Raw genomic sequence first — 26,463 nt, 5'->3', positions numbered from 1 at the left:
CTCCTGGGACAGGTCTAGAACCGTCCGGCGACGCCGAGGCTGACCCCGCCACGCGTCGGCGCGACCGTGGGCAAGACGCTCAGGAAGGTCGACTGCCGCCAGCTTCGATAGCGGTCACGCCGGATCATCCCCGCCGCTACACCGCCGACACCAAAGCCGACCCCAGCCGCACCGATCCCAAACAGGGTTGGCGCCAATGGACGATCGAGCGCCCCCGGCTCGCCGGCCTGGACCCCCGCCGTGATCAGCGTGACCCCGCCGATCACGAAGCTCATGGTCCCGGCGACGAGCAGTCCGTTGCCAGTCGGGCGCGACCTCGCCTGGGTGTATGCCTTCCACTCGTTGAAATTGGCCCGCGCCTTGGCCCCGCGAATGAGCAGGTAGGTGCCCACGCCGATGCAGCCGAGCCCAAGGGGCACGAAGGTCGACGCGACGAACTGCGGGTTGCCGTCGGCCCGCGCAGCTTCCACGACCACCGCCGAGCCAGCCGCCAATCCCAGCGCGATCGTCAGGCTGCCGCCTACCAGCCGACCCGCGCCGTCGGGCGGCGGCGGCGGTGGAGGAAGCGGCGGTGGCTGCAGGACGGTGTCCCACGGGTCCGTGACCGCGTCGGCCGGGAGCTCGGGCTCGGGCGGTGGGCGCTCGGGTGGCGGGGTGATCTCGATCGGCGCGACCGGGTCGCCCAGGGCGCCCGGGGTCGGCGGCTCGCTCGGCTCGCTCGGGGTCGGCGGCTCGCTCACCGGATCACCCGGCGCGGGCTCGTAGATCACGCTCTCGTCGGTCGCCCCCGGCCCGGCCGTGAACGCGCCAGCGAGCAGCACTGCGAGCCCCCACGCGAACATGCCCGCGATGCTACCCGATCTCCGCGCGGACGCCGGCCGCGGTGATCACCGCGTGAATGTCACGCCAGAACTCGAGCGCCGTCGGGGTGCGCTCGGCCGCGCAAGGGTTGAGCGCCCGCGCCAAAGGTGGCCCGTAGATCGAGTCGAGCGAGCGTGCGAGCCGCTGCGGCTCGCCAGCGAGGATCTGCTCGCGGTTGAACCGGAGGATCTGCCCATACACCACGCACATGAAGGTGAGCGCCGCGTGATAGATGTCGACCCGGCGATCGATCGGCCCGAACTTGGCGGGGTCGATCGCCTCGGGCGGCAGCATCCAACGGGCGAGCTCGGACCCGTGCGGCCGAATGCTGCCCTCCATGCGCGAGATGCCAAAGTCGCCGAGCTTGAAGCCGATCACCGGCTCGCGGGCTTCGTCGAAGGGATCCTTGGTCGCGCTCACGAACACGTTGCCGACGTGGATGTCCTTGTGCACCCAGCCGGCCCGATGGATGTAAGCGGTGGCCTGCAGCAGGTCCCGGGCCATCTGTGGGAGCCACAGCTCACTCGCAACGTGCAGCTCGGCCGAGAGCGGATACAGGCACTTCTCGATGATCAGATAGAACAGGTTGTGATAGACGAACGCGTCGTGGATATAGGTAATGCTGGGGTGCCGCATGGTCGTGAGCACGGCGGCCTCACGCTGCCAGCGATCCGCGACCTCTTGAAACGACCCCATCGGCTTGAGCACCTTCGCGACGAGCTCGTTGCCCCAGTCGTCGGTGCAGTCGTAGACGATCCCGTAGTAGCCCTGGCCGATCGGCGCGCCAATGTAGTAGTTGGCGTGGTCGCGCTGGACCGTCTCGCCCGTGTCGGGGAACACGTAGTGAACGGGCTCGGGCTTCGGCGTCGTCTCGGTCATGCGGCTGACGGCGGCACTCTAGCAGGCCGGCTAGCAGAGTCGACCGCGCGCGCGCTCGCCACGACGTCCACCGTGGGCGCAGTCGGGGTGACAGCATGTCCACGAGCGGCCGGACCCTGCCCCGAATCTCTCGATGTTTTTGGCGGACCGGTTCTTGTAGAGAGCCCGCGTGATGCAGGCAGCAGACACGCACGGGTCCCGGCTTCGCCCCGAGTTCGACATCCACGGAGACGCTCGATGAACCTGGTCGAGCTGGCGATGGTCTCCGCGCTGGTCGTCGGCGCCGTCGCTGGCACATGGATCGGGGCGACAGCTGCCGGTCCACTGGGCGCGCTGGCTGGGGCCACGATCGGACCGCTCACAGGGGGCTTGGTCGTGAGCGTGGTGCTGCTGGGGATCGTGGCGTGGCTCACCGTCGTCGACTGGTGGAACCAGCGCCACAGCGCCGCCCTGCTCCGCCGCCTGCTCGCGGCCGACGCAGACTCGGCCGACGCAGTGCCCTGATCAGGCCACCAACACTTCGCTCCGTTTGGCCGAAGCCCGGGCGACTTCACCGCAGCACACGTTGACGCACGCGGCAGTCGACGCGGCACCTCGGCTCCCGTTCGGCGCCCGGGTGGCGCGCATACGCTATAGAGGACGCGGCACCCAAGGACGCGGAGTGTGCGTGAATTCTGCCAAAGTGCGTTCCCCATGGCGTAGCATCACGCAATGGTGGACCGTCCGGGGGACCCAGCGCGTCACTCGCCCAGCCAGAACGCGATGTTCGCGCGTGCCAGGATCGCAAGAAGCCGCCGCGGCGCCGCCAACGACAGTGGACACGGGCCCGCAATTCACGTACACGCCTCCCTCGCAAGGTCCGTGCCTCCCCTTGGATGGCGAAGGCGTTGCGAGACACTCTTTCAGGAAAAAAAAATGGCAGAAGGCAAGATCAAGCGTCTCACGGACAAGGGCTTCGGATTCATCGACACTGGTACAGGCAAAGACATGTTCTTCCACATGTCCAACGTCGAGGGCGCCCGCTTCGATGAGCTCCGCGAAGGCCAGAAGGTTTCTTTCAACGCGGGTGAAGGCCCCAAGGGCCCCCGCGCCGAAAACGTTCGCGTCCTCCAAGACTAGAGGATCCGAAGGCGCTCACGCGCTGAAGAGGGGCCGATTCGTCGGCCCCTTTTTCGTTTAACGCCGCCGCTATTTGCGGAAGCGGACGTGAAAGTGGTTCACGTGGCCCTTGGAGTGACGGATCATCCCGTGTCCGCGATTCTTGCCGCGTGGGTACTGGAACAGCTCGTCGAGGGTGTCGCGCGAGACCCCCTTCTTCTCGGCGTGCTCGTACAGCAGCTTCTGGATCGAGTAATCCATGAAGATGTACTTGATCTCGTCGGTATCGAGGAACGCCTGGATCAGATCCCAGGTCCGCGCGACGTCTAGGTTGCTGGCGTTGGCGCTGATGAACTTGGTCTCATCAGCCTTGTCGCCCTTGAGCACGTAGCCCATGTCGACGTCCTTGCCGTGCTGGTGGCTGCGGTGCGGCGGGAACTTGCCGCCGCCCTTCTTGGAGATGTCGCCCACGTGGATCTGCGGCGAGCTGCGCCACACGCCGCGGTACGAGGAGATCGCCGTCTGAATCAGGCGCACGGTGTCGCCCGTGCCCCACGACAGGCCGGGGTTCTTGACCACGTAGTACTTGCCCGAGGGCATCTGGACGCCGCTGGGGAGCACGCCAGTGTCGTCGTCGAACCCACCGAAGCCGGGCAGCACCGAGCCCTCCTTGTAGACGACGAGGGTCTTGCCGACCTGGAGGTCGTTGGCGTCCTTGAGCTTGCCGCGCTGAAACCCGAGCAGCTCGCCGGTCGTGAGCCCGTACTTCTCGGCGATGTCCCCGAGCGTGTCGCCCGACTTCACCGTGTACTCGAGCTTGGTGCGATCGCGCGGGGCGATCTCTGGGCACACGCGCAGCTTCTGCCCGACGCTGAGCAGGTTGGCGTTGGACCGGAGCGAGCTGTTGAGCTTGATCAGATCGGCCCGCCGAACCCCATAGCGTCCCGCGATCTCCCCCAGGTTCTCACCGGGGACGACCACGTGGGAGTGCAGCGGCGTGCGATACCCACAGGTCTTGCTGTTCTTGGTCTTCTTGGTCTCCAGGCAGATCAACAGCTCTTGACCGACCCGAAGCGAGTTGGGGTCCTTCTTGAGCTTGGGGTTGCGCGAGACCACCGTGTCGGTGCTGACGTCGTACTGGGCCGCGATCCCGCTGAGCGTGTCGCCCGAGCTGACCTCGTGGGTCGCGATGGTCTTGCCGCCACCGCAGGACTTGCCGCTGTCGCTCGACTTCGACTTGGATGAGCCCGAGCCGCTGTCTGGCTTCGGCAGGCAGATCTTCAGCTTCTGACCTTCGCGGATCTTGTTGGGGTCGAGGCCGGGGTTGGAGCGCTCGATCGAGCGCTGGCTGACCCCATGCTTGACCGCGATCCCGCTGAGCGTCTGACCGCTCGCGATCTCGTGCTCGATCATCTCGCCACCGTCTGGACAGCCACCAGCGCTCACGAGGCTCGGCGCCACAAACGGCGCCGCGAGGCCGACGACGAAGCCCACAATCAGTCCCAATCGGACGCGCACCCGGATTGACTCGCATGAGCGAGAGACGATCGCAAGGGCTCGGACAGCCCCCTCAGTGGCTGTTTTCGGGGTTTGGGCCGCAACTGAATAGACATGGGGCTCGGTGCGTCGCCCGCCAAATTCGCTGCGAGGCGTAGGGGCTGCGCGTTTGACTCCAGGACCAGCGCCGACAGTTGTGCGGCTCGGGTCGGTTGATCTGTGCGGGCCTTCGGGCGATCTTCGCGTCGCATGGCCGACAAGCAAGAGCGCAAACGCAAGGGCAGTGGCGGGCGCACGACGGTGCTCGGCGCGTTGCTGGCCGTCGTGGCGCTCGTCGCCCTGTGGCTGTCGGACTGCATCCCCGGGTTCGGAATCGGCTCGTCGGGTGACGCCGAGGGTGACGCCGAGCAGGCCGAGCCGGTCGAGCAGGCCGAGCAAGCGCCGCCGGTACCCGAGCCGGTCCCGCCGGAGCCGAAGCAAGCCGTCGACAAGACCCTGAAGGTCACGATCGACGTGCACGGCTGCTCGATCGACGGCGCGCCCGCGGCCGACTGCGCCAGCGTCTGCGAGCGCGGCGAGCTGTTCGAGGGGGTCGACGACGCGATCCTCGACGTCAAAGAGGCGTCGCACGGATCGGTCATTGCGATGACCGACTGCCTGAAGTCCAAGGGCATCGAGAAGGTCGCGATCAACCGCGAGTGAGCGATGGGGATCTCGACCCTCTTCGATCCGCTCTCGGTGCTGGTGCTCGCCGCCGTGCTCGGCATGACCGGGACCTCCGCGCTGTGGTTTCGCCAGGGTCAGCAAGCCTTCGACCAGGTCGTTGGCGCGCTCGAGGTCCTGCGCCAGATCGCCGGCCAGCTCGCTGACGACCACCCGATCCGCAGGCGGCTCGAGGCCGCGCCGGTCGTCGATCTCAGCTTCGAAGAGATCACCCGTCTGCTCGACGGCAAAGGTCCGTCTCGAGCCGGCCCGGCCGCCCGCGCGCTCGTGCGACTGAACGAGCGGATCGCGTGGATCGAGCGCTTCGCTCAGTTCGCCGTGCACCTGGGCATCCTCGGCACCGTGTTCGCCCTGCTCAGCTCGGATCCCACCGATCTCGAGGGATTCCGCGCGCGGCTGCCGACGGCGCTCGGGACCACGTTCTGGGGGCTGATCGGCGCGCTCATGCTCTCGGCGGTCGCGGGCACGTGTGAGAGCCTGATCGAGCGCGCGCGCCTGCATGTGCGGATGGCGTTGCTCGAGGGGCTCGAGCAGCGCTCGGACCAGGGGCCCGTTCAATCAAAGTGAGCCGGTCGATGCGCAAGCGCAGCCTCGACATGCTCCCGCTGCTCGACGTGTTCATGGTCGTGCTGTTCGTGTTCGCAACCGTGCAAGAGAGCGAGCTCGACAGCACGATCCGCGAGGTCGACGAGCTGCAGGCCAAGCTCCTCGAGGCTCAGGTGATGCACGCGGCCGAGGCCGCCCGCGCCAGCGTCCTGGCCGCCCAGGTCGAGGTCCAGGCTCAGCAACGAGATCGTGCCACGCAGCTCGAGGCCGAGCTCGCCGACTACCAGCGCGCGTGCGGCCCACGTGGCGCCGACGATCCCCTGTGCCCCGCGGCCGATCCCGAGCGGCGCGAGCAGGCCGAGATCGCGGTGATGCAAGACCAGCTGCTGTCCAACATCGCGGTGTTTCAGATCGAGATCGGCGGCGAGGTCGACCTCGAGTCGGGCCGGGTGATCAACCACTGCTGCTTTCGCGCTGATCCACCAATCGGCGAGTGGCGGCGCTGCGGCGAGGTCCCCTACTCGCGGATCGCCCAGGCTGACTGGTTCGACGAGGGCGCCAACGGCCTGCGCGAGAGCCTCAAGCAGACCCGCGAGGGCTACGCGATCATCTTGTTGCAGCAGGACAAGCCGGCCAGCTATCAGCTGACCAAGGACTTTGCGCAGCTGCTGCAATCACGCCTGCGCGACCACTACGTGTACGACAACGGCGTCGCCGCTGGCCCGCTGCAGTGCCCGCTGCTGGCCCGGGAACCGCTGGCCCTCGAGCCTCAGTAGCCCGTGCGGCGCACGCCCGAGAGCTCGGGGGCGACCGCGAGCTCGCTCGGACCGGAGCGCATCTGCCTCCGCCCCGAATTGCGCTGGCCGAACAGCACACCCCACAGCACCCGGGGTCGGAACAAGTGGGACACCGGGTTCATGAAGTGCATCACCTCGGAGAGCGTCCGATACACCTCGAGATCGTGCGACGCGAGCTCGAACACCCGCTTGAGGTAGCGCTGCAGCACCGTCGCCCCGGTCGACACCTCATCGTGGTTCTCCGGCCAGCAAGACGCATCGGTGGAGGTCAGCAGCCACGGCACGTCTGTGACCCGCGCGATGCGACGCTGCATGCGAGCCGTCCGCTGGCCAGGCCGCAGCTGCACGAGCAGCTCCGCCTGCATCGCCGCGGTGGTCATGCCCTGGCCAAAGCTCGGGTCGAAGCTGCACAGCGCGTCACCCATGACCACGTACCCGGCGGGCATGCGCATGCCTGCGTAGCCGCGACGCTGCTGGTACGGCATGGTGTGCTGGCGAAGCTCGCCGATCAGCCGCGAGCGCGCGAGCAACCGATGCAGCTGCAGCTCGGGCAGCGTCTTGGACCACTCCACGAAGCCGGCGTGGTCCATGGGCGCCCGATCGCCGTGGTAGCCAAACAGCGTCACCATCATGCGCCCACCCTCGACGCGAAGCGCGATGCCGCCACGATGGTTGTCGGGCGCCTGTGGGTAGAGCATCAACCCGTCGTCGGGGTAGCCCGCGTCGGCCACGTCAAACAGGCCCGACACATAGGTCATGCCGATCTCGACCCGGTGCTCCTCGACCTCGCCGTAGCCCCACTCGGCGAGCCACTTAGGAGACTTGGACCCGCGACCGAGCGCGTCGACGACGAGGTCGGCCTCGAGCACGCTGCCATCACGCAGGCGCACACCTTTGACGCGGCCCCCGGCTTCGTCGTGAATCGGTGCGTCGACCGGGCACTCGTGGCGCAGCACCACGTTGCCCCGAGCCGTGAGCGAGTCGCGAAGGTGCGACTCGAGCAGCGGACGCGAGACCATCCAGCTGTCGATGCCGAGCCGGCCACGAACCCGCCACGAGCCATGGTGATACCAGCGAAAATCCTTGCCGAAGTCACTGACGCTGGCACCGTCCTCCAGCAGCGCTTCGAATGCGCCCGGGAACAGCTGCTCCATGATCTCCTGGCCTCGCCCCAGCAGCGCGTGGGTGTGATGGCTCTGCGGGACGCCACGCCGCGGAACCGGCCCTGGCAGCGCGTCGCGCTCGAGCACGGTGACCTTGCCGAAGTTCTTGGCCAGCGCCGCGGCGGCACACAGCCCGGCCACACTGCCACCAATGACAATGGCGTGAGACGCTGTCAGCTTTCGATCTGTCCGGCTGACCTGATGGCGAGACTCGTGACTGGTCTTTGCGAAGCGGTTCACGCCATCAAAGTTGCACAGGCTGTGTTTCCAAGCTCATCTAAATTGCCGGAAAAAAGCACGCTGATCGCACGAATTCGATGACAGTACAGTTTCCCGCACTCATGACGGAATCGCGCGTTCGTATTGTAGGCGCCCCCACAGACTCACCACAGCGCGATTTGCAAATCAGTACGGGGACCAGCGACCCACTCGTACACCGTCGCACAGACCTAAAGATCACTCGGCCGATGCGGTCGCGCCGCGGTCCGTAATCTCTGCTTCGTGTTGCGAATGCCAGCGCTTCATTTTGCGCTTGATCATCTCTTTTTTGACCATGCCGACCAGATCGATCATCAGCTTGCCCGTGAGGTGATCGTGCTCGTGCTGCAGCGCGCGACCGAACAGCTCGTCGCCCTCGGCCTCGAACATCTCGCCCTCGACGTTCATCGCCCGCAGCTTGGCCCAGCGCGGGCGCTTGACGTCCACGAACACGTCGGGGAACGACAGGCAGCCCTCCTCCGCGATCGCCAGGCCCTTGCCGGTCTCGACCACCTCGGGGTTGATGAACACCAGCGGGTCGGCGGTCTCGGAGCCCGTTGCGACCTTGCCGTCGATGATGAAGATCCGCTCGAGCCGGCCAACCTGGATCGCGGCGATGCCGGCGGCGTTGAGCGAGAACATCGTGTCGATCAGGTCGCGGACGAGCTGACGGATGTCTTCCGTGATCGCCTCCACGACGAAGGTGTCCTCGCGCAAGCGCGGATCGGGGTACTTGACGACTTCGAGCACTGCCATGACTTGCTGGTCCAGGTGACGCGCGAGGGTAGCCCGAAGCCGCGCCAGTGGCCAGATGCGGAGAGTCTCGCGGCGACTCTCACGGCAACTCTCACGGCAACTCTCACAGGGGATCGGTGCTGGTCGCGCCACGCCGTTCCCGGCCGCGGTGAGTGGATGTGGGGGTCGTTACTTGTTAGGTTCCCCCGCGCAAGCGCAGCCCAAGATGACTCACGCCACGCCCGACAGCATCCGCCAGGCCCTGAGCACCGTCGAAGATCCGGCGACCGAGCGGGACCTCGTCAGCGCCCGGCAGGTCGGCGAGATCAGCGTCGGAGACTCGATCGACGTCGAGCTCGCGCTGATCTCCCCAGGCTACCCACTGCGGGGCACGCTCGAGTCCCGCGTCCGCGCGGCCCTCGAGCCGTTCGCCAAGCCGGTCAACATCTCGTGGCAGCTCAAGGTCCCGCGCAAGCCGCCGCGCCAGGACCTGGATCGGCTGCCCACCGTCAAGAACGTGATCGCCGTGGCCGCCGGCAAGGGCGGCGTCGGCAAGAGCACCGTCGCCGTCAACCTCGCGATGGCGCTGCAGCGACTCGGCGCCTCCGTCGGCCTGCTCGACGCCGACATCTACGGACCGAGCGTGCCGAAGATGATGGGTCCCGCCGCCCGGCAGTGCGACAAGAGCGTCAGCGGAGCCAAGATCATCCCCGCCCTGCACCGCGGCATCCCGGTCATGAGCGTGGACTTCTTCGTCGAGACCGGGCGCGCCGTGATCTGGCGTGGTCCCATGATCCACAAGCTGCTGCAGCAGTTCCTCGAGGACGTGGAGTGGGGCGAGCTCGACTACCTGCTGATCGATCTGCCGCCCGGAACCGGCGACGCGCAGCTCTCGCTCGGGCAGCTGCTCCCGATCACGGGCGGCGTGATCGTCACGACCCCGCAAGAGGTGGCGCTGCTCGACGTGCGCAAGGCCGTCGACATGTTCAAGACCCTCGAGATCCCGCTGCTCGGCCTGATCGAGAACATGAGCCACTACCGCTGCCCGTCTTGCGGCCATGTGGATCACATCTTCAGCAGCGGCGGCGGCAAGCGGCTCGCCGAGGAGTTCAACGCGGAGCTGCTCGGCCAGCTCGCGATCGACAACACCGTCAGCGCGGGCGGCGAGACCGGGAACCCGGTGGTCAACTCTGCCCCGGATGGCGAGCACGCCAAGGTGTTCCTGGAGACCGCGGCCAACATCGCGCTGGTGGCCGCGAAGATGCACGCGACCGGACCCAAGCGCAGCTCGCTGCTGCGCACGGTCTAGGACTCGCTACTCGGCTACACGCCATCGACCACGTAGTCGCCGCGCTCGAATTTTGCGCGGCGCATGTACGCGTGGGTCGACCATGGCCACAGCGTCGAGTTGCGCCCGGTCTGGTCGAGATACCAGCTCGCGCACCCGCCCGCGGTCCACACCGTGCCCTTGCCGCCACGATCGATCTGGTCGACGTAGCGAGCTTGGACGGCGGGATCGGGCTCGACCGTCACCGCCTCGCGCCCATCGAGCTCGCGCAAGACCCCGAGCAGCAGCTCGAGCTGGGCCTCGATCATCAAGAGCATCGAGCTGTGGCCCAGCCCGGTGTTGGGGCCCGTCAGCAAGAACAAGTTGGGGAACCCGGCGACCATCGAGCCCAGGTGCGCGGTCGGGCTGCCCCGCCAGACCTCGGCCAGGCTCTCACCGCTGCGTCCGCGCACGTGCTTGGCGAAGGGCGGGTTGGCGACGTGAAACCCGGTCGCCCAGATGATCGCGTCGAGCTCGTGGAGCCGCCCCTCCGTGTCGACGATGCCGTTGGACACCAGCTCGCGGATCCCCGCGCTGACCAGCTCGACGTTGTCCTGGGCGAGCGCAGGGTAGTAGTCGTCAGATAGCAGGACCCGCTTGCAGCCAAGCGTGAAGTCGGGGCGCAGGCGCTCGCGCAGCTGGGGATCCTCGATCTGGTGGTGGAGGTAGCGCAGCGCTTGGCGCTGGACGACACGCATGATCGAGGGGTTGCGAAACCCCAGCACCAAGCTCTCGTGGCGCAGATACAGGCCGACCCGCAGCAGCTTTTGAGTGATCGGCAGGTTCGCAAACAGCTGGCGCTCGACCGGCTTGAACGCTCGATCCCGGCGCGGCAGCACCCACGGCGCGGTCCGCTGGAACAGGCGCAGCTGGCCGACCCGCTGCTGGATCCGCGGGACGATCTGGATCGCGGAGGCGCCCGTGCCGACCACCGCGACGCGCTGACCGTCGAGCGCCGCGTCGGGATCCCAGCGCGCCGAGTGAAACGCTGGGCCCTCGAACCGCTCGATCCCGCGGAACCCTGGGACCCACGGCTCGCTCAGCGCCCCCATGCCTGCGACCAGGACATCGGCCGTGAACTGCCCGCGCGGGCCGTCGAGCTGCCAGCGCTTGGTCGCGGGGTTCCAGGCGGCCTCGCTGATCGCGTGCCCGAACCGAACATGGGGCAGCACCCCAAACTCGCTCGCGCAGCGGCGCACGTAGTCCAGGATCTCGCCCTGGGGCGAGAACATCCGCGACCACTCGGGGTTGGGCGCGAACGAGTAGCTGTAGAGCGGCGACTCGACGTCACAGGCGCAGCCGGGGTAGCGGTTGTCTCGCCACACGCCACCCACTTCGTCGCCGCGCTCGAACACCACGAAGTCGTGGATGCCGGCCTGACGCAGCCGGATCGCGGCGCCGACCCCCGAAAAGCCTGCGCCGACGATCGCAACGTGGACGTGCTCGCTCCCTGATCGCGCCATTGAGGCGCAATCTATCAAGCAAATTTTGCGGCGGCCAACCCGTCGTCGACGTCTCGGCTGCGGCTCACGCCCGGCACACCCCCCCGCCCTGCCACTCGGTGCAGGTTCCGCTGGCGCAAGGGTGCGCGGCGTCGCAGGCCGCGAAGCAAGCGTTGCTGGCGAACGCATGCACGGAGCCAGCGGGGCAGTCGGGCGCCGTGAGCGGGTCGTTCTGGACGCACGACAGCAGGCGCCCGCAGCTGTCACTGAACGCGGCCGTGCACGACTCGATGAGCGCCGGATCGGCCCACAGCCCGCCGCACGACTCCTGGCATTGGTAGGCTTCGCCGTCGGGGTAGGTCTCCTGGCACCAAAATTCCTCGGCCGTCTTCTCGTAGCACGTGCACAGCCGCGAGAGCTCGGCCGCCGGCTCGTCGGCCTTGGGCTGGCCTTCGACGTCGACGAACGCACCCACGAATTTGGGCTTGCCGTCGTCGCCGACCGGCCAGCGAACCTGTAGCTCGCGGATCTGCTTGGCGAAGTGAAACCGGGCCGTGACCGGCTCGCCGATCGTGAGCGGCGTGGTCAGGGTCAGGCCATCGCGGTTGTGGACGAGCATCGTCGCGGGGGTGCCCCCCTCGACCAGCTCGAGCCCGCCAAAGCCGTCGCGCTTGTCCTTGCGAACGCAGCGGACCCGCAGCCAGTCACCCTCGATCTGGGTCGCGCAGCCGGCCTTGGTCGAGCCGGCGACGTTGACCTCTTCGGTCGGGCTCCACTCGTCGCGGGCCGGGACGAAGCTCAGTCCGTCCGGCAGACCGCCGCCCGGCAGCGCGACCGGAAGCCCGGTGGCGAGCCGGGCGGCGAGCGCCGCTCCGACCGCCGCGTGGCCCTTGGCGGTCATGTGAATGTCGTGATCCAAGAACGCGCCGGGCTCGGCCTCACGCAGGGCATCGGTGGCGTCGAGCGCCCGCACGCCGTGCTGCTCGGCGTTGTCGACCAGGTCACGCAGCAGCACCAGCGACTCGCTCATGTCGGGCCGATCGCTGACGCCGTACTTGTCCCACTCGCTCGCGTCGACCTGGACGTCGACGGGCAGCGCGACCAACACCAGCTCCGCGCCGTGCTCGTCGCACAGCGCCTGGAGCTGCTGAATGTACTCGTCGAACACCGACTTGGGCGGAGGCACCAGCGGAATGCCGTTGGCGATCTGTTGGCGCAGGGCGTGGCGCTCGGCCAGCAGCTTGGCCTCCGTGTCGATCAGATCCTTGGCCTGGGTGTCGCCCTTGCGCTCTTGCTTGCGCAGCAGCCGTTGCAGGTGGGCGTCGCGCTCGCGCGCGGCCTTGCGGATCAGCCCCGCGGTCAGCAACACCGAGCGGCCCTCTTCGCCGAAGTCCTCGTCGACGATGTCGCCGGGCTCACCGCGGGCCACGTCGCGCTCGAACTCGCCAAACTCGTACTCGCTGGCCTCGCGGACCAGATCGTCGAGGCGATCCCGGTTGCTGCGCAGCTCTTCGTCGAGCTTGCCGATCCGCGTCCGCGAGGCGTCGAGCGCGAGCTTGGCCTGGTCGAGTTCGGCGTCGCGCTGCGCATGGGCGCTGTTGCTGTCGACCACCAGATCCTCGAAGCGCCCCTCGGATGGGGTGCCGAGATCGACGGCCTCTTCGCCGTCCGGCAGCTGCGCCTTGCCTCGCGCGTGACGCCAGCGCCGGAACGCATAGAACGCGTGGGACTGGGAGTACAGCCACTTGCGCCCGGGAAATTGCCTGACCTTGGCGGGCGCGTGCTCGGCCCGGACCGCCCAGCCGTCCCACACGGTGTGGCGATCTTTGTTGGGACGATCGATCTCGAACGCGTCATTGAGGAAATTGATCGTCACCACCAGCATCGCCGGCTTGCGCTGCTCGAGCAGCTCCTTCGCCAGCGCGAGGTACTCGGGCGGCCCATAGGTGGGGACCCCCGCGTTGAGCACCGGGCGGCCCGTGAGCGCCGCGAGCTGGACCGAGAAGGTCGCGTCGTCGTCGACGCCGAGCCCGAACACCTGCGAGTCACCGAGCACGATGATCTCGCCCTCGTTGGCGCCCGCGGCCGGCCAGTCGGCCCCGCGGTAGCCCTGCGCGTTGACGTGGATCGTCGACAGCGGGTTGTTGCGCAGCCGGAAATTCATCGTCGCGCCGGGCTCGAGCCGGACGCCGAGTTCGGGATCCTCGACGTAAAAATTGACGTGGGGGAACGCGTCTTCGTCTCGCTTGGTGAACACGTTCTCGGCGATCACCAGGCCGAGGACGAGGCCGGCGAGCACCTGGATCGAGATGAAGGTGCGGCGCAGCCACTTGCGCTTGGGCTTGGGCTTGGGCTCTTGCGTGGACTGGCTGGACTCGCTGTGCATGAGGCTGGCTCGCGCGGACGGCTGGGCCCTGCGAGCATATTCCATTGCGACCATGAGCGACCTCGCCAAGGCAGAAAAGGCGCAGGGGACCGGCTTGGACATTCAGATCGCAGCGATCCTCCTGTTGGCCGTGTCGCCGCCCAGACCGAGCAGACGCCGGAGCCGCGGAGTTGCGCGCTGGTGACCAACGAACCGTGGTTCGTCAGTCGCAACCTGCCCAGCTCGACAAAGCCTGTCGCCCCACCCGCGCGGGGCCCGAACGCATGTTCGACGAGGCTGCGACGAACCGGCTATCATCCCGGCCGCCCGTGTCGGTCCTTCGCACCATCGTCCACTCCTCGCGCGCGCTCGTGACCACGGCCAAGGACGTGGTGCGGTTCCGAGAGATCGCGCAGGTGTTCATGACCCATGGCTTTGGCTGGGTCGTGGCCCAACTCCGGCTGCGCCGCGAGCTGCAGATCGAGCACGAGGGTGAGGATCTCGGCAGCGCGGCGCTGACCAGCCCCGACACTGGCAAGCGACTGGTCAAGGCGCTCACCACCTTGGGCCCGACGTGGGTCAAGTTCGGTCAGATCCTCTCGACGCGCCCCGACCTGCTGCCGGGGCCGATCATCGCCGAGCTCGAGACGCTGCAAGACGACGTCGAGCGGGTCGCCTTCGACGAGATCGACGCGCAGCTGCAGCGCAACCTGGGCAAGGAGTGGCGCGACAAGTTCGCTAGCTTCGAAGAGCAGCCGCTGGCGTCGGCCAGCATTGGACAGGTCCACGAGGCGGTCCTGCAAGACGGGACCCGGGTCGTGCTCAAGATCCAGCGCCCCGACATTCGCCCGAAGATCGAGAGCGACGTCAACATCCTGCACACGACCGCGGGCTATCTGGAGGACGCGTTCCCGGAGGCCCACATCATGGATCTGCGCGGCATGGTGCGGGGTTTCGCCAAGTCGCTCGCGCAGGAGCTCGACTACACCGTCGAGGCCAACAACATGGAGCGCTTCCGGCGAAACTTCGCCGACAGTGACGACGTGCGGATCCCCGAGGTGTTCCGCGAGCTCAGCACCGAGCAAGTGCTGACAATGGAGTTCCTCGATGGCAAGAAGTTCGAGGCGGTGATCGCCGAAGGCCGCGCGCCCGAGGAGATCGCCCGTCGCTACTTCAATGTCGCGTACAAGATGTTGTTCGTCGACGGCTTCTTCCACGGCGATCTGCACCCGGGCAATGTCCTGCTCATGGAGGACGGCCGGCTCGCGCTGCTCGACTGCGGCATGGTCGGGCGCCTGGCCCCCAGCCGCAAAGACAAGGTCGTCGACATCATCCACGCGGTCATCAACGAGGACCTCGAGCTGCTCGCGCGCACCTTCTACTCGCTGGCGATCACCACGGTTCCGGTCGACTACGCCGCGTTCGAGGCCGACTGCATTGCGATCGCCGAGCAGTACCTGATCGGCGTCCCGCTCGCGCAGATCGAGATCGGCCAGCTGTTTCAGCAGCTCGTCGGCGGCGCGGCCCGCCACGCCGTGCGGATGCCGACCGACTTCACGATGATGTTCAAGGCGATCATCACGACCGAGGGGCTGGCCAAGGCGATCGCTCCCGACGTCGATCCGATCGAGCTCGCGCGGCCGTTCATCACCCAGATGATGACCGAGCGCTACAGCCCCGAGCGGCTCAAGACCCAGGCGATCCGCGACCTCGTCGCGTTCTCGGGCATGGCCCGCAGCATCCCCAACAGCTTGCCGCTGCTGCTCGATGATCTGCAGGCCGGCAAGATCAAGTTTGGGGTCAACGACGAGGTGCTCGAGCTGCAGCACAAGGCCGCGGATCTGCGCATCGGCCGGGGGATTCGGGCCGCGCTGTCGATCGCGCTGATCATGTGTGGGGCGATCGTGATCGGGGTCGAGACCCTGCCGATCGCGTTCGCCGGGATCCCGTGGCTGAGCGTGGTCGCGTGGTCGATCGCGCTGCTGCTCAACGCCACGCTGCTGCGCAACAAGGGGCTAATCTCGCGCGATTGACCCGGTTGACTCGACCGGTTCACTCGACCGGCACGAAGTTGTCGCAGGCGTCCTCGATCGTCGGGATCGCGCTGGCGAAGAACCCGGCGTAGGAGTCGTCGCAGATGTTGCCGACGGCGTGGTTGGTGAACATCTCCGTGAACGCCTCGATCTGGTAGCCGTCGGTCTCACTAAACGCGTTGCTGCAATTGTTATTGCCCTGATCCCAGATCAGCGACAGCACCACGACGTTCTCCTCCGTGCCCTTGGCGTTGACGACGGCCTGGAACCATTGGTTCTCATTGGTCCCGGACGAGTCATTCTCGTCGGTCAGCATCACGATGATCAGCATGGCGTCGGGCCGCAAGAAGTTGGCGTTGCAGCCAGTGTTTTGCTGCCCCTCGGCCAACAGTGCGATCAACGCGTCGCCCATGTACTCGTCACTGTCGCCGTCTTCACCGACGTTGGCGATGCACTCGAACTTGGTCGCGAGATTGTCCGTCTCCGTGATGAAGTTGTCGCCGGCCGCGAACGGCGTGCACAGGCCCGAGTGGGCCTGGACCACCAGGCCGCCGAGGTGCTGGCACTCGGGCACCTGCGCGTTCACGGTATTGGCCCCGTCGTCGATCCAGCCGCCGTCTTGATAGTCGTCCGAGGTGATCACACCCACGTGATAGCTGCTGACGCCTTCGAGCGCGGTCTGCATGTCCGTCACGAAGTTGCCAAAGTTGGCGATCAGGGTCTGCTGCTCCTCATACATGCTCGGCGAGTTGTCGATGATGTAGAGGACGTCGACCTTGGCGCACTGATCGTCCATGGGGATCCCGTCGTCGCCGGCCTCTTGCGGGCTGATGTCGAACAGCGGGCCGTCATCCTGGCTGGGGTCACCATCGCCGTCACCGGGGTCGCCGTCACCATCGCCGTCCCCCGGCGTCTCGGCGCTGGTGTTTCCAGAACCACTGGTCTCGTCATTCGTCGTCGTGCCCAGCGTCGAGACCCCGGTGTCGGTCGTGAAGATCGAAGGGCCGTCGCCACCGCCGCCGCAACCTGTGAAGAGCAGCGCGCAGCAGCTCAGAGTCAGCAGTTGGGGGGCACGAGCGAGTCCAATCACCATGTGCCGATATTGCCCTGACTGCCCCGACGAACGCAACACCCACGGCGCGCCGCTGCTCGCAAAAGTTTTTGCGGGCCGCGAGAGCGGCCTCCTTGCGTCATGCTCCGTCCACGGCCGGGCCGAGCGGACCCGCTGGAGTGCGCCAACCCCATGACGAGAAGCGATGATCAGTGCATTTGGTGCTCGCGGGGCCGGGTGTGACGCCATGAGGGATGTGTCGGGCAAGTACCAGCTTCTGTGCAAGCTTGGTCACGGCGGCATGGGTCAGGTGTGGGGCGGTGTTCGGCGCGGGCCCAACGACATGGTGATGCCCTGCGCGATCAAGGTCCTGCATCCAGCTCTCGCGGCGACCGACAGGGATCGGCAGCGCTTCTTCAACGAGGCCCGCATCGCCGCACAGCTCGATCACGGGCGGATCGTCAAGGTCACCGACATCAGCGAGATCCACGGCGCCCCTTGCCTGGTGATGGAGTGGGTCGACGGGGTCAACCTGCGCGAGTTCACCCGCAAGATCGGCGTGCCCCTCGAGCTCGAGGTGTGCCTGCACATCGTCGGCGAGGTGCTCGCGGCCCTGGAGTACGCGCACGAGCGCACGGTCGCGGGCGAGGACGCGGGCGTCATCCACTACGACGTGACACCGGGAAACATCCTGATCTCGTCGAGCGGCGAGGTCAAGCTGACCGACTTCGGGATCGCGCGGTTCACGGCTGCGGCCGACGTCACGGCGTCTCGCTCGATCGGGACGCCGCGCTACATGTCGCCAGAGCAAATGAGCGGCCGAGCCAGACGCGAGACAGACATCTACAGCCTCGGGGTCGTCCTGCACGAGCTGATCGAGGGCGCTCGGTTCCTCGATGGCTGCGATCGCCAGCAATTGCAGATGCTGGTGTTGGGCGGCCATGTCCCGGCGTTGACCCGCGCGGGCGTCCCCGCGTGGGTGACTCAGCTCCACCGCCAGATGCTGGCGAATCGGCCCGACGACCGACCGCGAGCCGCCGACGCCCGCTCGTGGATCCTGCAAAAGTCCGCGCACTACCACCTCGCAGGTCAACAGCTGCGGGAGCTCTATCAGCGCCTCGTCGGCGAGCGGCGGTCTGGACTGACCGATCTCATGAACACGAAGGAGCTGTTCGACGCGCCCGCGACCACGGAGGTGGTAGCTGCGCCGACGCCCGAGCCCGAGGTCTCGGCATGTCTGGCGAGTTCAAAGGTGTTCGGTGACGAGGACGTCGCCGTGACCCAGGTGCTCGACACGTTCACACCGCCGCCGCGCTCGCTCCGGCTGGTCGCCGCGCTGGGCGGCGGAGGTCTGCTGCTGTTCGGGGTCACGATCGGTCTGCTCGTTGATGGGTGCCGGCCCGACGGACCGGTCCAGACGAGCTCGCCCCCGGCCTCGCCAGCTAGGGAGGAGGCCGAGCGCATGCCTGCCGCGCGCGGTGGCGACGACGTCGACCCTGCACGATCGGGCAGAGCTGTCACCAGCGACGCGTCCCCACCTGCGACCACGCCCCGGGTGCCCGAGACTCAACCGACGTCGTCCATGCCCGAACCCGCGCCGAGCGTGACCGCGCCCGCGCCCGCCCCCGCGCCCGCGCAAGCCGAGCCTGACCCCGTACAGACCGAGTCCGCCGCTGCTCGAGCTGAACCTGCGGAGCCCGAGCCCGAGCCCGAGCCCGCCAAGACTCGGGCTGCAAGAGTCGAGGTCACCTTCATGATCTCCGGGGTCTCCAGCGCCGAGATCAAGGTCGGCTCGCGGGTCGTCGCATACAGCCACGTCGCCATGACGAAGCTGCCCCCAGGCAAGTACGTGGTCCGATGGCACGAGTCTCCCGACCAGCCCTGGCACCGAGCAGGCACGCTGGTCGTCGAGCCGCTCGCCAAGGGCAGCTATTACGAAGTCCGGCTCGGGCTGAGCGACATCCTCACGAAGACGCGAACCGGAGGATCGGCGCAATGATCCCCACCGCGCGAGAGCTGCCCGCCGTCGGCCAGACCATTGATGATGGCCGCTTCGAGCTGCTGGCCAAGCTCGGCGAGGGGGGAATGAGCGGGGTGTTTCGGGCCCGTGATCATCGGCTTGGCCGCGAGGTCGCCCTCAAGCTGCTGCTCCCGCGCTATCTGGGCCGGGCCGAGCGAGAGCAGCGCATCATCCATGAAGGCGAGTACCTCGCGCGCTTGCGGGATCACCCCAACATTGTCGAGCTCAGCGACTGCGGCCGACTGTCCGATCAGGGGTGGCCCTGGCTCTCGACCGAGCTGCTCCGCGGGGAAGTGCTCGACTGGCTGCTCGTGCGCAACCGGCTCGAGGCGGATCGCATCATTGACATTGCCCGACAGGTCGCCGCCGCGCTCGCGCACTGTCACGAGCGCGGTGTCGTGCACCGCGACACCACGCCGGGGAACCTGTTCGTGCTCGAGACGGGCACCGTCAAGCTGTTCGACTTTAGCCACGCGGGCGATCTCGCCGCGCCGCGGCTGCGCGCGGGGGCGCCGGGCCGACTCACTGGCGTCCATGACACGCCGGGCACGATCGGCTACATGAGCCCGGAGCAGGCCGCGAAGGCGCCCGCCGAGCCGGCGATGGACGTGTATGGGTTCGGCACGCTGCTGTTCGAGCTGATCACACGTCGCAATCCGTTTCGCCAGTTCGCGGACCGCGACGAGTTCATTCGGGCCCAGCGCGAGGCCGAGCTCGAGGTGCCGCGGATCCATGCTTGGGCCTACGAGGTGCCCGAGGCCTTGGCGGCGATCGTGTATGACTGCACGCGCCGCCGTCCGGCGGACCGCCCTGTGATCGACGAGGTCGTCGTGCGGCTCGCGGAGATCGGCGCTTCCACCCGCACACGGTCGGGCCCGGGGGGTGGCCGCCAGCTTCGCTCGCCGGCGACCCGACGTCGCCTGCTGGCGCTGGCGGTGGGGGTGCTCGTGGGCGCTGGCGGTGGCTTTGTCGCGACGACGAGAGACACCAAGCCACTGCAGGCGAGCACACCACGCGTGATCCAAGCCGCCCCACAGCCGGCCCCCGAGTCGCGCTCGCTCGAGCTACCGACGGCTCCCCAGCCCGAGGTCGAGCCGCGCTCGACCGGGACGGCGGGCTGCGACGGGGCTCGAGCCCAAGCGCACGCTGCGTTCGATCGACGGCGCTGGCGTGAGGTCCTCGAGCACACCGCCCGCAGTTCGTGCTGGCCATCCAGACAAGCGCGGGTGCTGTTGCGCAGCACCGCGCTGTTCAACCTGGGGCGCTGGCGCGAGTGCACCAGGCTCACCGCCGAATTCCATGATCCCAAGATTCGCTCGCTCGCGGACGCCTGCGAAGCCGCGGCCAAGCTCGACCACCCGGAGACCAGATGAACCGACCAGTACAAACCATGTTCGCCAGTTGTTGGGTATGCGCCGCGGCGCTGCTCCTCCCCCACTCGAGCCACGCCACGCCGCCGCCCGCCGACACTCGGGATCGATCGGTCTGCCTGGAGGTCGACGTCGAGGGCCTCGGTGACAGCGGCATTGGCCTCGACCAGACGGTGCGTGCCCAGCTCGGGCCCCGGATCACACAGGCGGGCTTCGTGCTCGTGGCGGCCGACGAGGCCACCGTGGTCCTGCAGGTTCGGTTTCGTGCGCTGCAATCGGGTGATTACGACTACGGCGTGCACTTTGAGCTTGTCGACCACGATCAGCGTGAGCCGGTGATCGAGTGGGTTGACTGCCACATGTGCGTCGACGCCCGGCTCATGCCCTTGCTCGACGAGCAGACGCCCAAGTTGCTCGCGGCCCTCGACGCCCGGGTCGCCGCCGTCGAGCCGGAGCCGCGATCTGTGCCGCCGCCCGTGCTCATGCCCGCCCGCGACGTCGAGACGGGCGAGATCGTGGCTGAGCCAGACCGGAGCGTGGAGCCGCCACCGCGGCGTATCACCACGGTCGGCATCTCGGGCGCTGTGATCGCCGGGATCGGCGTGGGGGTGTTGATCGGCGCCGGCCGGGAGCTCTCACGCGGCGTGGTCGTCGACGACGTCGGCCGCGAGCAAGTCGTGCGCGTCGATCACCGGCCCTCCGGCTATGTGCTGCTTGGCGTCGGGACCACGGCGGTCGCCGCGGGCCTCACCATGCTGTTGGTCGACGTCGGCCGACAGACCCGTCTCTACCCCCTGGCCAGTCGCGATGACGCTGGGCTTGGGGTCATTGGAAAATTCTAGTTCAACCAAATCTGAGGAGTACTCAATCATGTACAAACAACACATTCTCGTTCTCAGCCTCGGCTTCGTCGGGGGCCTCGTGGCCTCGGCCTGCGTGGCATCTTCATCAAATGGCTCACACTGTCGGTCTGCTCAGGGCGACCAGACCTGCGCCGAGCGCTACGGGGACGCGCGACCGTTCTGCACCACGGCCGCGTGCGATGCGTCGTCCGAGGGTCGCTACGGCTGCGTCGCAGAGCGTCCTGCTGATGATTGCTACTATCCTTGTGGTGGTGACAGCGACGTCACCGTCGACGATAGCTGCGTGCTCGCGGGCGACGACGCTGGCGGCGATGGGCACATGAGCGATGACGACGGTGGCATGGGCGGGGACGCGGACGGTGGCGAGGGCGCCGCGGCGTGCATGGGGCCGGACGACTGCTCGGACCCGGCTGCGGCGTTCTGCGATCTGAACACCGGAACCTGTGTCGGCTGTGGTGGCATGAGTGACGCCGACCAGGCGTGCGCAGGTGTGGACCCTGGGCTGCCCGTTTGCCTGGCGGATGTCTGTGTGGCCTGCACTGCTGAAAAGCTCGGATCGTGCGGTGGGACTGCCCCGGTCTGCGATGTGTCGAGCAATGCTTGTGTTGCGTGTGGGGATCATGATCAGTGCCCGGACAGCGCGTGCAACCTCGCGGTTGGGAGCTGCTTTGAGCCGGGGGCCGTGCTGCACGTCGACGGCGACAACGCTGACTGTGACAACGCCGACGGCACAGAAGAACACGCCTACTGCACGCTCACCGACGCACTGACGGATATCCCGGATCAGACGCGGATCATCGTGCACGAGCACGGGGATTCATATGAGGAGTCGGTCGAGATCACCACGACGGTCGCGCTGTTTGCCGCTGACGGTGAGCGCCCCGTGCTCGAGGGGGTCGACGGGGGCCCGGCCATCACGGTGCTGGCGGACGGTCGGTTGTTCGCCCGCGGCGTGGATCTGGCCGAGACCGGGGACGACGGTGTCGGGTTGATCATCAGCGACGGCCAAGCCTGGATCGAGGGCGCCCGAGTCACAAACAACCAGGGCGGCGCGATTCGCATGAACGGCGGGATGCTCCAGCTCGAAAATTGCTTCGTGGGTGGAGGCGCCGGGGCAGACGACATCATCGATATCGAGAGCGGCGAGGTGTCGTTGATCTACAGCACCATCGGAGCGGGCAACAACAACGACTCGCGCGCGCTCGTGTGCACCGCCGAGAGCGGCGTCACCATCCGCAACAGCATCATCGTGGCACTTCACGACGAGCCCGAGATCGCGTGCGACAGCGCAGACATCGTCGACTCGGTCACGGAGGCCGACCCCGAAATGAACTTCGACAACAACTCCCTGTGGTTCCTCGACGCCAGCAACGGCGACTTCAGCCTCGACGCAGCAACCTACCCCGACCAGATCAGCGGCATGGCCAACTGGCGCACCGGTGACCCGCGCACGGACATCGACGGCAACCTGCGCCCAACCGCAGACGGCACGCCGGACTTTGCCGGCGCCGATCGACTCCCCTGACCGCCACCCATCCAAAGGACCAACACATGCCCGCGCACCTCACCCGTGACCTCATCGCCAGCGTCGCGCTGCTCACCGCGCTCGGCTGGGCGTCCGCAGCCGACGCCCAGACCAGCGACCAGCTCAGCACGCGCGTCGAGCTCGTCGCCGACACGCTCCCCAAGGTCACCCGCGCGGAGATCGAACACGAGTTCGACGAACAGCTCGCCGCAGCTGTCACGCGGCTCGACCTAACCGTGGCGGCGGCCGAGCCGGCTGACCTCGTGTTTCGCGTCGAGGTCGGCCAACCCAACCACAAGACCCCCGTCTACGTGGTCCACTCGGTCGCGCTCCACGATGGGCAAGTGCTCGAGCGTGGCGATGCGCGGACCTGTCTGCGCTGCACCCCGGCCGAGCTGATCACGGAGGGCCTGGCGATCCTCCCCAGCGCCGCCGCCAAGGCCCGCGCGGCGCGACCGGCTTCGGTCGAGCCGCCCCCACCCGCGCTGGATCCTGCGCTCGCGGATCGAAATCCGCAGCTCGGAGCCCGGCCAACTCCACCCGGACCGACCGCGTACGTGGGCATCGCCCTCGGCGCGCTCGGCCTGGTCGGCTCGGTCTCGGGCGCGGTCCTGCTCAACCGTGACGACCTGACCCGCGACGGCACCGGAGACAGCCCCAGAGTCTCGGACTACGGCGCCCCCGGAATTGCGTTGGTCAGCGCCGGCCTCACGTCAATGGTCACCGGCGTGGCCTTGCTGGTGCTCGACGTCTGGGTGCTCGCGCCGCACCGCCAGACCAGCAAGTTGCGAGCGGAGCTGAGCCCCGCCGGCCTGCGGTTTTGAGCGCGCACGAGTCAGGCCTGATTGAGCGCGCCCTCGACCGGGGCCTCGAACGCGAAGTCGTACAGCGCCTCGCGCATGCGCACCAGCTCGGCGACCATCCGCTGGTTGCCCTCTTGCATCGCCAGGGCGGTCGCCTTGGCCTCGGCCAGCAACAGCACGACCAGCGTCGGCGGCAGCCCCAGGTTCGCGCCTAGCTCGACCGCGAAGTCGCGCTCTTCGGCGGACAAGCCATCGAGCGCCGCCACCGTCGTGGTCCCCGACAGCACATAGCAGGCCTTGCGACTGGCGTGGGGAAACAGCGCGGCGACATCGTCGACCCGCGTGGTGGAGGCGTCGAAGCCGAGGATGTGGTCTTGGACCACGGGCGGCACCCCCGAGATGATCAGCAGATACTTGAGCCCGGTCAGCTCCTCGCGGCTGAGCCCGTCGGCGCCAGCGATGCACATCATCGCTTTGCCAAGGTTGATCTCGTCGGCAAGGCTCATCTCGACGCCCTCGGCGCGGACCGAGTCGCGCAACATCTCTTGCTCGGCCCGCTCGCGCGTGTCCGTGTCGAGGCTGGCGAGGAAGCGCGTGGTGCTCTCGGCGATCGGGTTGTAGCTCATGACCTGCAGCGGGGGCGCCACGATAGCCCAGTCCGCCGATCAGCGCGACCTCCCCATTGTGTCGGCGATGGGCGACAATGGCACGGAGGCCCAGCATGAAGCTCCCCGTCCAAGCCCAAGAGTTGTTCGATCGCGTGCGCTCGCGTGCGAACCGAAGCACGTCGCAGCCGGCCGCGCCCACCCGCGACCCGATCGTGCGGCGCATGAAGTTCGACTTTGACGGGGCCGAGATCCCGCGGCATTGGGCCGGCGGCAGCCCCGTGTGGACCGCGATCGCCAACTCCTTGAACCTCGTGTTCCCGGACGGCGAGCGCTTCTTCGTGCGCAGCGTCAACCACTTCATGGATGAGCTCGATCCGGTCGCCGACGCCGAGCTGCGCGACCGGGTCAAGCGTTTCTATGGGCAAGAGGGCCAGCATGCCCACGAGCACGAGCGGCTGTTCGAGATCATTCGCGGCCACGGCTACGATATCGACGCGTTCCTGCGGCCCTACCGACGCATCGCCTACCAGTGGCTCGCCCCCAAGGTGCCGCCCAAGCTGCGTCTGTCGATCACCGCCGCGCTCGAGCACTTCACCGCGACCTTCGCGGAGCAGGCGCTCACGCTGCGGGTGCTCGACGAGTTCGCGCCGCCAGTCATGGCCGAGCTCTTGCTTTGGCACGCGGCCGAAGAGATCGAGCACAAAGATGTCGCCTACGAGGTCCTGCAGCGGATCGACGACAGCTACAGCCTGCGCGCGGCCGGCCTGGTCGCCGCCACGATCGTGCTCACGGGGTTTTGGCTGCATGGGATCGTCGTGCTGCTTCGGCAAGAGCCCGACCTGCGCCCGGCCGAGCTCGCGCGTGACTACGCGGCGGTGCGCGCCAAGGGTCAGGGGATCGGCGCGACGATGCCGGCCGCGTTCATGGCCTACTTGGCGCCGGACTTTCACCCCTCGAAGGTGCCGAACGACGCGCTCGCGCTCGAGTATCTCGAGTCGATCGGCCGACGACACGGGTAGGCGCCGACTGCTCGTCGGCGAACACCGTGAGTTCAGCCGGGGGAGACCTCCCCAGGATCAACTGGGGATGCGGTGACCGAAGAAGTAGCGGACCCCGTCCGCGAAGCCTTCGCTCGCTTCGCTGGCGAGGAAGTCCTCGGCGATCGCAGCCGCCGGGAGCGGGGTCCACTCGTCGCTGTTGGTGTTTGTGAGGAACGCGGTGCAGTCGATGCCGGTCATCGGCTCGAATCGCTCGCGCAACTCACCCAAATTAAATCGTGCAAATGGCCCGCTTGTCGTGCATATCCGGCGCGCGAGCGTTCGTGCCGACAGCAATTCGCCAAATGCGACATGGACTCGCTCCGAGCCAAGCTCGGCGGCAACGTCGTCATATCGGTTCATTACCAGGTTGAGGTAGTCCTCGAGCATGTCCGCTGGCGGTTCGACCTGGATCATGCTGCCCGAGCCGTGCGGCAGCAAGATGTCTGCCATGTAACATGGGTACATGCTGAGTTCGGAGACGTTTGCATAGAAGTCGCGGGGGGGCGGCGTTGCGAATCTCAGGCGTGTTTATTTCGGCGCGCATGTTTTTGTAGAGCTCCGGCGTCCCAGTATGACCCAGAAACGTGATCACGCTGCGTTCGAACGCGAGGTCACTTCGCACGTCACCCGGCTGATGAGCCTCTCGGTAGAGAGCCAGGGCCCGGGCGGCGACGCTGAGCTCGTCTTGCTTAGCGCGCGCGATGAGGGTATCGAACTCGAGCCACCGCTCGAGCCAAAGCGGCGGGAGCGAGAGATCTGCACGAGGGTCATGGCTACGGTCAAAGTAGCCAGCGGCATTGTTGCCAATGTGATTCGGTTGACCACGTTGGCACCTGCCTATCATCACTCAGCTCGGCGGTCGGGTCTCGGCCAAGCTCGGCCGCGACGCGTGGCGCTCGACCAGACCCACGATCGCCGGATGCCGCTCGACCGGATAGGTCTGACGAAACCGCATCCACTCGACGCTGGTGCACAGCGCGATCTCGGCCAGCCCAAACTGCTTGGCAGGCGTCAACCACACATCGTCGACCCGGTCGGCGATCCACTGCATCGCCGCGTCGGCGCGCTGGTGCTGCTTTTGAATATACGACGCAGTCTCGCGACCGACGCCATCCTTGCTCAGATAGAACGCGTTGATCAGCGCATCGAGGGCGCCGTCGATCACGGTCACCAGGTTGTCGGTCGCGATGTCGTCGACCTCGACGGCCGCGAGCGGGCCGGGGCCATGTCGGCGCAGCAACACCTGGTTGATCACCCGCGAGTCGAAGATCGCCTGACCCTCGAGCTCGGCCGTCGGCACCTTCCACAGCGGGTTGACGGCGCGCATCGTCGCCTGCCCGGGTTCGGCCGCAGTGTCGACGAGCTCACAGGCAAGCCCGAGCTCGTGGGCGACGATGCGAACGCGACGGACGTAGGGTGAGGTCACAGTTCCGTAGAGGCGGAGCACCCGCGGAGCATG

24 protein-coding genes are annotated in these 26,463 nt (G+C 67.4%); 13 read left to right on the top strand and 11 right to left on the bottom strand.

Translation table 11 applies throughout. The features are described from left to right. Nucleotides 1-14: 14 nt before the first annotated feature. Both ENSA7_RS05940 and ENSA7_RS05935 read right to left on the bottom strand, forming a co-directional pair. Nucleotides 15-842, bottom strand: a complete 828-nt coding sequence (locus ENSA7_RS05940; RefSeq protein WP_106088218.1) for a hypothetical protein — start codon at nucleotides 840-842, stop codon at nucleotides 15-17. 10 nt (nucleotides 843-852) lie between these two features. Beyond that, entirely contained in the window at nucleotides 853-1,740 is an 888-nt protein-coding gene (locus ENSA7_RS05935) for a serine/threonine protein kinase (protein ID WP_106088217.1), read from the bottom strand. 237 nt (nucleotides 1,741-1,977) lie between these two features. Between ENSA7_RS05935 and ENSA7_RS05930 the strand changes: the two genes are divergently transcribed. Together ENSA7_RS05930 and ENSA7_RS05925 are read left to right on the top strand one after the other, a co-directional pair. After that, on the top strand, nucleotides 1,978-2,244 hold the full coding sequence (locus ENSA7_RS05930) for a hypothetical protein (RefSeq protein WP_106088216.1): 267 nt from the start codon (nucleotides 1,978-1,980) through the stop codon (nucleotides 2,242-2,244). 411 nt (nucleotides 2,245-2,655) lie between these two features. Beyond that, nucleotides 2,656-2,859: a cold-shock protein gene (locus ENSA7_RS05925; protein ID WP_106088215.1), complete on the top strand. Its 204-nt coding sequence runs from the start codon at nucleotides 2,656-2,658 to the stop codon at nucleotides 2,857-2,859. 69 nt (nucleotides 2,860-2,928) lie between these two features. Here the strand turns inward: ENSA7_RS05925 and ENSA7_RS43255 are convergent, their stop codons facing one another. Continuing rightward, the gene (locus tag ENSA7_RS43255; RefSeq protein WP_181233252.1) at nucleotides 2,929-4,356 is read right to left on the bottom strand and encodes a penicillin-insensitive murein endopeptidase; all 1,428 of its coding nucleotides are present in this window, start codon (nucleotides 4,354-4,356) and stop codon (nucleotides 2,929-2,931) included. Nucleotides 4,357-4,584: 228 nt separating this feature from the next. Between ENSA7_RS43255 and ENSA7_RS43250 the strand changes: the two genes are divergently transcribed. The 3 genes from ENSA7_RS43250 to ENSA7_RS05915 are packed head-to-tail and all read left to right on the top strand — an operon-like array spanning nucleotide 4,585 to nucleotide 6,380. Then, complete coding sequence (locus ENSA7_RS43250) at nucleotides 4,585-5,037, top strand: hypothetical protein (protein ID WP_181233250.1); 453 nt, start codon at nucleotides 4,585-4,587, stop codon at nucleotides 5,035-5,037. 3 nt (nucleotides 5,038-5,040) lie between these two features. Next, nucleotides 5,041-5,625, top strand: a complete 585-nt coding sequence (locus ENSA7_RS43245; protein ID WP_181233248.1) for a MotA/TolQ/ExbB proton channel family protein — start codon at nucleotides 5,041-5,043, stop codon at nucleotides 5,623-5,625. Between the two features lie 8 nt (nucleotides 5,626-5,633). Further along, nucleotides 5,634-6,380, top strand: a complete 747-nt coding sequence (locus ENSA7_RS05915) for a hypothetical protein (RefSeq protein ID WP_146157383.1) — start codon at nucleotides 5,634-5,636, stop codon at nucleotides 6,378-6,380. Here the strand turns inward: ENSA7_RS05915 and ENSA7_RS05910 are convergent. Next, the gene (locus ENSA7_RS05910; RefSeq protein WP_106088212.1) at nucleotides 6,374-7,804 is read right to left on the bottom strand and encodes an FAD-dependent oxidoreductase; all 1,431 of its coding nucleotides are present in this window, start codon (nucleotides 7,802-7,804) and stop codon (nucleotides 6,374-6,376) included. The two genes, ENSA7_RS05915 and ENSA7_RS05910, sit on opposite strands and share 7 nt — an antisense overlap. Before the next feature lie 216 nt (nucleotides 7,805-8,020). Next, complete coding sequence (gene def, locus ENSA7_RS05905) at nucleotides 8,021-8,578, bottom strand: peptide deformylase (RefSeq protein ID WP_106088211.1); 558 nt, start codon at nucleotides 8,576-8,578, stop codon at nucleotides 8,021-8,023. Nucleotides 8,579-8,783: 205 nt separating this feature from the next. Between def and ENSA7_RS05900 the strand changes: the two genes are divergently transcribed. Further along, a complete protein-coding gene (locus ENSA7_RS05900) occupies nucleotides 8,784-9,866 on the top strand; it encodes an Mrp/NBP35 family ATP-binding protein (protein WP_106088210.1) in 1,083 nt (360 codons plus the stop codon). Nucleotides 9,867-9,880: 14 nt separating this feature from the next. Here the strand turns inward: ENSA7_RS05900 and ENSA7_RS05895 are convergent, their stop codons facing one another. Together ENSA7_RS05895 and ENSA7_RS05890 are read right to left on the bottom strand one after the other, a co-directional pair. Beyond that, on the bottom strand, nucleotides 9,881-11,347 hold the full coding sequence (locus ENSA7_RS05895) for a flavin-containing monooxygenase (protein WP_106088209.1): 1,467 nt from the start codon (nucleotides 11,345-11,347) through the stop codon (nucleotides 9,881-9,883). Nucleotides 11,348-11,411: 64 nt separating this feature from the next. Beyond that, entirely contained in the window at nucleotides 11,412-13,712 is a 2,301-nt protein-coding gene (locus ENSA7_RS05890) for an alginate O-acetyltransferase AlgX-related protein (RefSeq protein WP_181233246.1), read from the bottom strand. A gap of 308 nt (nucleotides 13,713-14,020) precedes the next feature. On the opposite strand from ENSA7_RS05890, the gene ENSA7_RS05885 reads away from it, so the two are divergent. After that, nucleotides 14,021-15,724, top strand: coding sequence for an ABC1 kinase family protein (locus ENSA7_RS05885; RefSeq protein ID WP_181233244.1), 1,704 nt, complete (start codon nucleotides 14,021-14,023; stop codon nucleotides 15,722-15,724). A gap of 19 nt (nucleotides 15,725-15,743) precedes the next feature. Here the strand turns inward: ENSA7_RS05885 and ENSA7_RS05880 are convergent, their stop codons facing one another. Continuing rightward, a complete protein-coding gene (locus ENSA7_RS05880) occupies nucleotides 15,744-16,817 on the bottom strand; it encodes a hypothetical protein (RefSeq protein WP_106088206.1) in 1,074 nt (357 codons plus the stop codon). A gap of 205 nt (nucleotides 16,818-17,022) precedes the next feature. On the opposite strand from ENSA7_RS05880, the gene ENSA7_RS05875 reads away from it, so the two are divergent. Genes ENSA7_RS05875 through ENSA7_RS05855 form a run of 5 tightly spaced genes read left to right on the top strand, consistent with a single transcriptional unit; the run spans nucleotide 17,023 to nucleotide 23,377 of the window. Then, complete coding sequence (locus tag ENSA7_RS05875; protein WP_181233242.1) at nucleotides 17,023-18,774, top strand: serine/threonine protein kinase; 1,752 nt, start codon at nucleotides 17,023-17,025, stop codon at nucleotides 18,772-18,774. Further along, complete coding sequence (locus ENSA7_RS05870; RefSeq protein WP_181233240.1) at nucleotides 18,771-20,168, top strand: serine/threonine-protein kinase; 1,398 nt, start codon at nucleotides 18,771-18,773, stop codon at nucleotides 20,166-20,168. Before ENSA7_RS05875 ends, ENSA7_RS05870 begins: the two co-directional genes overlap by 4 nt. Nucleotides 20,169-20,185: 17 nt before the next feature. Then, on the top strand, nucleotides 20,186-21,007 hold the full coding sequence (locus ENSA7_RS05865; protein WP_146157380.1) for a hypothetical protein: 822 nt from the start codon (nucleotides 20,186-20,188) through the stop codon (nucleotides 21,005-21,007). Nucleotides 21,008-21,035: 28 nt separating this feature from the next. Next, nucleotides 21,036-22,553, top strand: coding sequence for a right-handed parallel beta-helix repeat-containing protein (locus ENSA7_RS05860; RefSeq protein ID WP_106088202.1), 1,518 nt, complete (start codon nucleotides 21,036-21,038; stop codon nucleotides 22,551-22,553). A gap of 26 nt (nucleotides 22,554-22,579) precedes the next feature. Next, nucleotides 22,580-23,377 (top strand): hypothetical protein, encoded by a 798-nt coding sequence (locus ENSA7_RS05855; RefSeq protein WP_106088201.1) that lies wholly within the window; start codon nucleotides 22,580-22,582, stop codon nucleotides 23,375-23,377. Between the two features lie 11 nt (nucleotides 23,378-23,388). On the opposite strand, the gene ENSA7_RS05850 is transcribed toward ENSA7_RS05855, so the two are convergent. Continuing rightward, nucleotides 23,389-24,003: a hypothetical protein gene (locus ENSA7_RS05850; RefSeq protein WP_106088200.1), complete on the bottom strand. Its 615-nt coding sequence runs from the start codon at nucleotides 24,001-24,003 to the stop codon at nucleotides 23,389-23,391. A gap of 74 nt (nucleotides 24,004-24,077) precedes the next feature. Here ENSA7_RS05850 and ENSA7_RS05845 point away from each other — a divergent pair, with 74 nt between their 5' ends. Continuing rightward, the gene (locus ENSA7_RS05845) at nucleotides 24,078-24,983 is read left to right on the top strand and encodes a metal-dependent hydrolase (RefSeq protein WP_181233238.1); all 906 of its coding nucleotides are present in this window, start codon (nucleotides 24,078-24,080) and stop codon (nucleotides 24,981-24,983) included. Between the two features lie 57 nt (nucleotides 24,984-25,040). Here the strand turns inward: ENSA7_RS05845 and ENSA7_RS05840 are convergent, their stop codons facing one another. Together ENSA7_RS05840 and ENSA7_RS05835 are read right to left on the bottom strand one after the other, a co-directional pair. Continuing rightward, a complete protein-coding gene (locus ENSA7_RS05840) occupies nucleotides 25,041-25,454 on the bottom strand; it encodes a hypothetical protein (RefSeq protein WP_106088198.1) in 414 nt (137 codons plus the stop codon). Nucleotides 25,455-25,851: 397 nt separating this feature from the next. Continuing rightward, entirely contained in the window at nucleotides 25,852-26,451 is a 600-nt protein-coding gene (locus ENSA7_RS05835) for a glutathione S-transferase family protein (RefSeq protein ID WP_181233236.1), read from the bottom strand. Nucleotides 26,452-26,463 lie beyond the last annotated feature (12 nt).

It is taken from the genome of Enhygromyxa salina, assembly GCF_002994635.1.
Classification (GTDB): Bacteria; Myxococcota_A; Polyangia; order Nannocystales; family Nannocystaceae; genus Plesiocystis; species Plesiocystis salina_B.
Note: the sequence above shows the minus strand (reverse complement) of the source record. Positions and strands in the feature narration are given on the sequence as shown.

Coding starts and splice junctions, on each gene's coding strand:
- ENSA7_RS05940 (WP_106088218.1), bottom strand. CDS start 842: ATGTTCGCGTGGGGGCTCGCAGTGCTGCTCGCTGGCGCGTTCACGGCC.
- ENSA7_RS05935 (WP_106088217.1), bottom strand. CDS start 1,740: ATGACCGAGACGACGCCGAAGCCCGAGCCCGTTCACTACGTGTTCCCC.
- ENSA7_RS05930 (WP_106088216.1), top strand. CDS start 1,978: ATGAACCTGGTCGAGCTGGCGATGGTCTCCGCGCTGGTCGTCGGCGCC.
- ENSA7_RS05925 (WP_106088215.1), top strand. CDS start 2,656: ATGGCAGAAGGCAAGATCAAGCGTCTCACGGACAAGGGCTTCGGATTC.
- ENSA7_RS43250 (WP_181233250.1), top strand. CDS start 4,585: ATGGCCGACAAGCAAGAGCGCAAACGCAAGGGCAGTGGCGGGCGCACG.
- ENSA7_RS43245 (WP_181233248.1), top strand. CDS start 5,041: ATGGGGATCTCGACCCTCTTCGATCCGCTCTCGGTGCTGGTGCTCGCC.
- ENSA7_RS05915 (WP_146157383.1), top strand. CDS start 5,634: ATGCGCAAGCGCAGCCTCGACATGCTCCCGCTGCTCGACGTGTTCATG.
- def (WP_106088211.1), bottom strand. CDS start 8,578: ATGGCAGTGCTCGAAGTCGTCAAGTACCCCGATCCGCGCTTGCGCGAG.
- ENSA7_RS05900 (WP_106088210.1), top strand. CDS start 8,784: ATGACTCACGCCACGCCCGACAGCATCCGCCAGGCCCTGAGCACCGTC.
- ENSA7_RS05895 (WP_106088209.1), bottom strand. CDS start 11,347: ATGGCGCGATCAGGGAGCGAGCACGTCCACGTTGCGATCGTCGGCGCA.
- ENSA7_RS05890 (WP_181233246.1), bottom strand. CDS start 13,712: ATGCACAGCGAGTCCAGCCAGTCCACGCAAGAGCCCAAGCCCAAGCCC.
- ENSA7_RS05880 (WP_106088206.1), bottom strand. CDS start 16,817: ATGGTGATTGGACTCGCTCGTGCCCCCCAACTGCTGACTCTGAGCTGC.
- ENSA7_RS05875 (WP_181233242.1), top strand. CDS start 17,023: ATGAGGGATGTGTCGGGCAAGTACCAGCTTCTGTGCAAGCTTGGTCAC.
- ENSA7_RS05870 (WP_181233240.1), top strand. CDS start 18,771: ATGATCCCCACCGCGCGAGAGCTGCCCGCCGTCGGCCAGACCATTGAT.
- ENSA7_RS05865 (WP_146157380.1), top strand. CDS start 20,186: ATGTTCGCCAGTTGTTGGGTATGCGCCGCGGCGCTGCTCCTCCCCCAC.
- ENSA7_RS05860 (WP_106088202.1), top strand. CDS start 21,036: ATGTACAAACAACACATTCTCGTTCTCAGCCTCGGCTTCGTCGGGGGC.
- ENSA7_RS05855 (WP_106088201.1), top strand. CDS start 22,580: ATGCCCGCGCACCTCACCCGTGACCTCATCGCCAGCGTCGCGCTGCTC.
- ENSA7_RS05845 (WP_181233238.1), top strand. CDS start 24,078: ATGAAGCTCCCCGTCCAAGCCCAAGAGTTGTTCGATCGCGTGCGCTCG.
- ENSA7_RS05840 (WP_106088198.1), bottom strand. CDS start 25,454: ATGGCAGACATCTTGCTGCCGCACGGCTCGGGCAGCATGATCCAGGTC.